Source organism: Oleiphilus sp. HI0043, assembly GCF_001634935.1.
Window position 1 is genome coordinate 1 of record NZ_LWEY01001140.1, and the last position, 5,736, is coordinate 5,736.

Genomic DNA, 5,736 nt, shown 5'->3' on the forward strand with positions numbered 1-5,736 from the left:
TCTCGGCACTGGCCCAGTTACTTTCTACCAGCTTTGTGCTCAGATCTTTCTTCTTGCCTTTTTTGATGTGATAGAACGCAAGCGGCTTATCAACAGCCATCACATAACCATTGGCTGCTGGGTGGGTAAAGGGCATTCTCAATTCCACTATGCCGCCTTTGCTTCTTAATAGGTCAGGGGTATAGATCATTTGAAAATGTGCATTCGCAGTCGATGCAATCGTTAGCCATAAGCTAATTGCAACAACCCATTTGGTTAATAAGAGTAATGACTTACTATGAATTTTCAATAACTTGCTCCGCCTAGAAATAAGTATCAGCCGGAGTCGAGAAGGGAAAAAGTAATAGGATCGGAAGACATTATTACCTGATGAAGCCCTCCGCAACACCTGTATAACAGATCATCAGGTTGGTATCCGGACTCATCAGCTAGGCGCTAAACGCACCTAATCACTTCACCTTCCCACAAGTTTTAAAAGGAGCAAAACCTTTTAATTCACCTGCAGTGGTATACGAAGCGATATAACCAATTTACCGTTGCGGGGGCAGTGTCGGGTTCATAGTTAAACTCACCGACTTCCCAAATTGAAAAACAGTTCAAAGAACGATGTTTTTCACTCATGTCGTTAAACATGACCTAAGATCAAGCGCGAACTGTACTCATTAAGAATTGGTCTGTCAATTGAAAACCTTGTCTTGAAGTGAAGATGTCTAGTTTCGGGACTCCTTAAAATTTAGTGCTTTTCAGTCAGGTTTGACATAAGTGCCAATACCTCAAACTGATACAAACTACTCACTAATTCGCTTTAGAGGTGTGCTTTGTAACATTTCCGGAGCAGACAAAAGGTAGAGCTTTGTGCTCAAAGCCTGCATTCAGTCAGAGCTGAAGTCGGCTGTTTTATCCTCATTTGAAAAATGTCCTCTGAACGTCTTACTTAGGGACAAAGTGCTAGTTTGAAAATTTCTGCTTCCTCATCATTGCAGGCGCAGACGATTACTATACGAAACGCTGCTTTTTGAAGAAAGGAAAAGAAATTCCCTACCCTGACTTTTGTCTAAATAGTCTATTAAACACAACGGATGAATACTTAAGATTCACAAAATTCAGTCAACCCCTTGCCCGATATATAAAAGTCATTTACAAACAATGTCAACCAAATCTAAAGGACTGGTTTTCCAATAAAAGGTGATGTAGGCATTTAAGAATAATAAAGATTGGCTATGTCAACGAAGATAATATCCTTTCCCTCTTGTGATTCTTAGTAATTAAATTGACTTTATAACGACTAACAAAACGAGGATGAATTAATGTCGCCCAAATTAGTATTTTAGTTGAATTTAAGTGAAACAAATCAAACTGAAGGTAGTTTCGATAAAAGTTTAGTACTTTAGTTGGAGGTATTCATCTAAGTGATTGAATCTTGATTCATGGAGTTTAGTAATTTAGTTGAACGTGCAACTTGTTTTCGGGTGAAATGACCGGCAAATACAGACTAACCGATTGGTTTTATTAAGCTTTAGGCTTCAGAATTTTGGTTCCAAAATCAAACTTCTCGAGATTTTCCGCTCTCAGCGCGTTTTTTGGCGCTTGTTTGAACATAGACCGTGTCAGTGGTAGCCATACTTGAATGCCCCAGGTCTTCCGAAACATCCTTAAGGGCGCGGCCTCGTTCAATCTCCATGCTTGCGCCTGTATGACGCAGCCAGTGAGGTGAAACATCTTTGAAAATTTGCGCTGCTTTCTCTCCTGATCGAGACCTCATAGTCTCGTAGGTTTTATCGAGCACCTGATGGACAAGACGCGCTAGTTGTCTACCACTCATACCTCCAGCCCCACGAATTTTCTCCACAATTGGTTGCTTGTCCTGTCTACCAGGCAATGCAGGCAAGCCACGCCATAGCCGATAACGTTCTAAATAAGGCAGGAAGCTATCTGGGACAGAAATGTCGCGAATTTTCTTTCCTTTACCGTATATCTTGAGCCACCAGTTTTTCTTATCGTCTTGCCAAAAGTGGCTCATAACAGGTATCCAGTCGTCACGCTCAGCTAATTCAGAAATTCTCAAAAACATTGTTTTCATTGCAGCCAATAAAAAAATATTCCGCTCAAAGAGTGAGTCTTCGTCAGCCATTTTTTCAGCCGTAATTAGTAGTAAATCCCATTGTGCCTGGTCTAGCCGCTTTGTTTCTTTTACCTGTGCATCCTTAACTAATCGCTTACAGTCTTTTTTTGCAAGACCTGCCGGATTTCCTAATGCTATTTCGCTCTCCATTAAGTGTGTGTAGAAACCGCTTATAGCAGAAAACATGGCAAGTATAGATTGCTGTGAAGGCCTGTATTTCTTTTTATCAGCATCACTACCTTCGGCTATATATCTAAAAGGCCTCCAGCTTTTATTAAATTCGTACAGACCAGCAGACGGTACAAATTTATCCACATTGGCTAGACCTATCCAAGTTTGCGGTGGCTTAAAGAAGAACTCTGAATAATCAAGTAAGTCATTCTTTCTAAAATCGACAGCAGGCTTTTCTGCCACCAAAAAACTCCACAGCAAAAATTTTTCTATGTCAGAACGGAATCTAATGTAAGTATGCTCAGATTTGTTTCTGCCAAGGAAAATCAAATACTCTCGCGCCCAATCCCAGTGTTCACGGCACCACTTAGGGTTGTCGTTGAAAAACTGATCTAGCTGTGGGTAATCACGCCAGTCAAAGTCTTTAAGCTCGTTGTATGCTGGGAATAAAGGGATTGATCTTGGAGTTGCCATAGGACTTAACGCTTTATGAGTAAAGACTAGATTAACTCATACACTATGTCCAATAATAGATCTTATTGGACACTTTAAAGATTAACTGTACAGCCTGGTCAGAAAAATAACGACGGACTGATTTCGAAACGTCTTGAAAGTTTTTCAATATGCTCTTTAGTAAGTGACCTCTTCTCGCTACATATCATAGATACTGAACTTTTCGGGCCAATCTCATTTTTAAAATCTGACATAGTTAAGTTATGCTGATCCATCAGCAATCGCAACATGGATGCGCCTGCATCTTTAGACTCGATACTAGTGTTAAAATCATGAAACTCAGGGGCTTCTTCTTCATACGCATGAATTTTTGCCCACAAGACATCAATAAGAAGCAAGTTTGCATCATAGTCCTCAATAAGTTCATCCATAAGCAAAAGTGCCTCTTGATGATCTTCCTGTGAATGTATACCAGCGATAAATGGCATCTCACTCTGTAATTCATGCGCAAGCTGTGTAATGTGTTGTATGTTCATTTCAGCTCCTTTCTTCTATAACGGTTTGTGAGCCGATCATACTCTTTATGGTCGACAATGTATTTTACGTAAACACGTTGATGGCGGAACTCAATGAATGCGATAAGTCTTAGGTTATTACCGCCTAAATCAACTACCCACCATTTATCTTTGTACTTAAAGTTATCTAGCGACGGCACTGCCTTTTTTAGTACGTGATGATCTTTAAACTTCCCACTCTTAAGTAGTCGATAAAAATCTTCTATCGCATTGGCATCGTTTGGGTATTTCTTGATAGCTTCAACGAATATACCTCTGGCAATAACATGCATAAAACTTCCATTAGTTCGCAATATGTGAACAGTGTAAGGCATATGGCTCTTGTTCGCAATATGTGAACCGGGGCCATTAATATTTTGTGTCTGCGCCCTACTCTTTTGGAAAACTAGAACATTGGCCTTGCGGGTAAACCGTTCATAGGATCCAAGAAAATTTTTCTCGATATCTTACATTACCTAAAAGAGGAAAACCGACATAACGCGAGCATCGCTTTCCATGCCTATTTGCCTGGCTTTTCTTATATTACAAAAGACCCGAAAGCCGACATAACACTTTGCTAAGTTGGCTGATCATTCTTTATTCGATATCCTTGTGTCATCAACACAAGGATTGAATCGACCAGCTTTAACTAAACACTTTTCTGTTTGAATTCTTCTAACTTTTCATAAGCCAGTGGAGGCATATTATTAGCTTCCCCATGCTTACGTCTAGAGTTATAAAACATTTCAATGTAATCAAAAATATCTGCTCGTGCGTGCTCTCTTGTTGAGTAGATTTTCCTCTTTACTCTCTCACGCTTGAGAAGCTGAAAGAAGCTCTCCGCTACTGCGTTATCATGGCAATTTCCTCGCCGACTCATACTCGCTTTAAGGTTGTGAGCGCTTAGAAAGTCATTCCATTCGTAACCCGTAAACTGACTGCCTTGATCAGAGTGTATTAACACCTGGTTCCGCGGCTTTCTTCGCCACACTGCTGCAAGAAGAGCTTGAGTAACAAGCTCGGATTCCATTCTTGAGCTCATAGACCAACCAACTACGGCACGAGAATATAAGTCCAGTACCACAGCAAGATAGAGCCAACCTTCGTGAGTTCTGATATAAGTAATATCAGTCACCAAAGTTTGGTTTGGCATGGCTACAGAAAACTGGCGATCTAATACGTTGCTTGCGACGATTGCGGGTTTGCCGCCATAGTGGCCTCTATGCCTTCTGTAACCTACTTGAGCCCTGATTCCTTCCTGCTTCATCAATCGTGCAACGCGATGTTTGCAGCAGGTTTCACCTAAGTCACGCAGATCGCTCGTTACTTTCCGGTAGCCGTAAACACAACCACTTTCCAACCAAGAATGCTTGATAAGCCCTGTCAGTCGTTCATCTTCAATCTGGCGCTTTGACTTGGGCTGATTCAGCCAAGCATAAAAGCCACTCCGCTGAATAGAAAGCGTCTCACACATCAATTTGGCAGGGTAATTGTTGAGCCTTTTTTTTACGAACGCGTATTTTTCTTTGACTCGCCCGCGAAAAATACGGTTGCTTCCTTTAGGATGTCGCGTTCCATCGTGACACGCTTAAGCTCTTTTTCTAGCTGCTTAATTTTGTTTTCGTGGTCGAGTTGTTTTTTGTGTTCATCACTATCTGGACCATGCACTTTCATCCAGTTGTAGAGCGAACTGGCAGTTATACCAAGCCGTACAGAAACGCTAGAAACTGAATGGCCATGTTCGGTAACTTGCTTAACTGCTTGGATCTTAAATTCTTCGGTAAATCGCTGAGACATACTTTCTCCTTAATACACATAATTATAAAGCAATTAAGCGTCTAAAGAAGGCTGGTCGATTCAGATTGCTAATAAGCATAATACGATTGAACCTATTACCAAGTTTTGAATATGCCTTGTTTTGTGATTAAAACTATCGATGGCTTCGCTTATTTTCGAATCTGTCTCTTTACTAGTGACATCAATATCTTTGTTACTAGCAACTTTAAAAGCAAATAAAACAACTATAAAAAAGAACAATACTGGGAAGAAAATGCTTTTGAAAGATGGCTCAATATTAGCCCAATCAATTTGAAAAGCTGCGTATGCGAATACTGCGATACCAGACACAATAATGATTACGGCCGCCAATCTATTATTTACTTCCTTGTTCAGCAAAATTCAGATTACCTTTTACGTATAGACATAATGACTCCCCACGTCCCAAAAGAGTGCTGACCTCCTATCGTGGGTTAGCAAAGCCAGAGCCATAATATATGTGTCATACCATATAAGCGGAGGCCAGCACCATGAAAAACAATACCATAATTTTTGTCGGATTGGACACCCATAAGGAGTTCACCGAAGTCGCATATTGCGAAGATCAACGAGGCTCAGAAGTAAAGCATCTTGGAAGAGTTTCTTCAGCCAAAGTATCAC

The 5,736-nt window shown here is 40.6% G+C and carries 5 protein-coding genes, 2 pseudogenes and 1 riboswitch; of the genes and pseudogenes, 1 reads left to right on the forward strand and 6 read right to left on the reverse strand.

Features of this window, described 5'->3' with window-relative positions; genetic code table 11:
* From A3729_RS12780 to A3729_RS12810, 6 genes and pseudogenes are all read right to left on the reverse strand, one after another.
* Positions 1-289 (reverse strand): annotated as a pseudogene (locus A3729_RS12780) (DUF4198 domain-containing protein); the annotation flags it as partial.
* 99 nt (positions 290-388) lie between these two features.
* A riboswitch (cobalamin riboswitch) is annotated at positions 389-636 on the reverse strand.
* Positions 637-1,543: 907 nt separating this feature from the next.
* A complete protein-coding gene (locus tag A3729_RS12785) occupies positions 1,544-2,767 on the reverse strand; it encodes a tyrosine-type recombinase/integrase (protein WP_068510546.1) in 1,224 nt (407 codons plus the stop codon).
* A gap of 98 nt (positions 2,768-2,865) precedes the next feature.
* Positions 2,866-3,282 (reverse strand): type II toxin-antitoxin system HigA family antitoxin, encoded by a 417-nt coding sequence (locus tag A3729_RS12790; RefSeq protein WP_068510548.1) that lies wholly within the window; start codon positions 3,280-3,282, stop codon positions 2,866-2,868.
* Positions 3,279-3,593, reverse strand: coding sequence for a type II toxin-antitoxin system HigB family toxin (locus tag A3729_RS12795; RefSeq protein WP_068510549.1), 315 nt, complete (start codon positions 3,591-3,593; stop codon positions 3,279-3,281). The genes A3729_RS12790 and A3729_RS12795 overlap by 4 nt, the downstream gene beginning before the upstream one ends.
* 356 nt (positions 3,594-3,949) lie before the next feature.
* Positions 3,950-5,097, reverse strand: a protein-coding gene (locus A3729_RS12800; RefSeq protein ID WP_156495034.1) for an IS3 family transposase whose coding sequence is annotated in 2 segments (ribosomal slippage) — positions 3,950-4,854 and positions 4,854-5,097 — 1,149 coding nt in all. Because the reading frame shifts where the segments join, the coding sequence is not laid out codon by codon here.
* Positions 5,098-5,157: 60 nt separating this feature from the next.
* Entirely contained in the window at positions 5,158-5,475 is a 318-nt protein-coding gene (locus A3729_RS12810; protein WP_068510553.1) for a hypothetical protein, read from the reverse strand.
* Positions 5,476-5,606: 131 nt separating this feature from the next.
* On the opposite strand from A3729_RS12810, the pseudogene A3729_RS33960 reads away from it, so the two are divergent.
* Positions 5,607-5,736, forward strand: a pseudogene (locus tag A3729_RS33960) (IS110 family transposase); the annotation flags it as partial.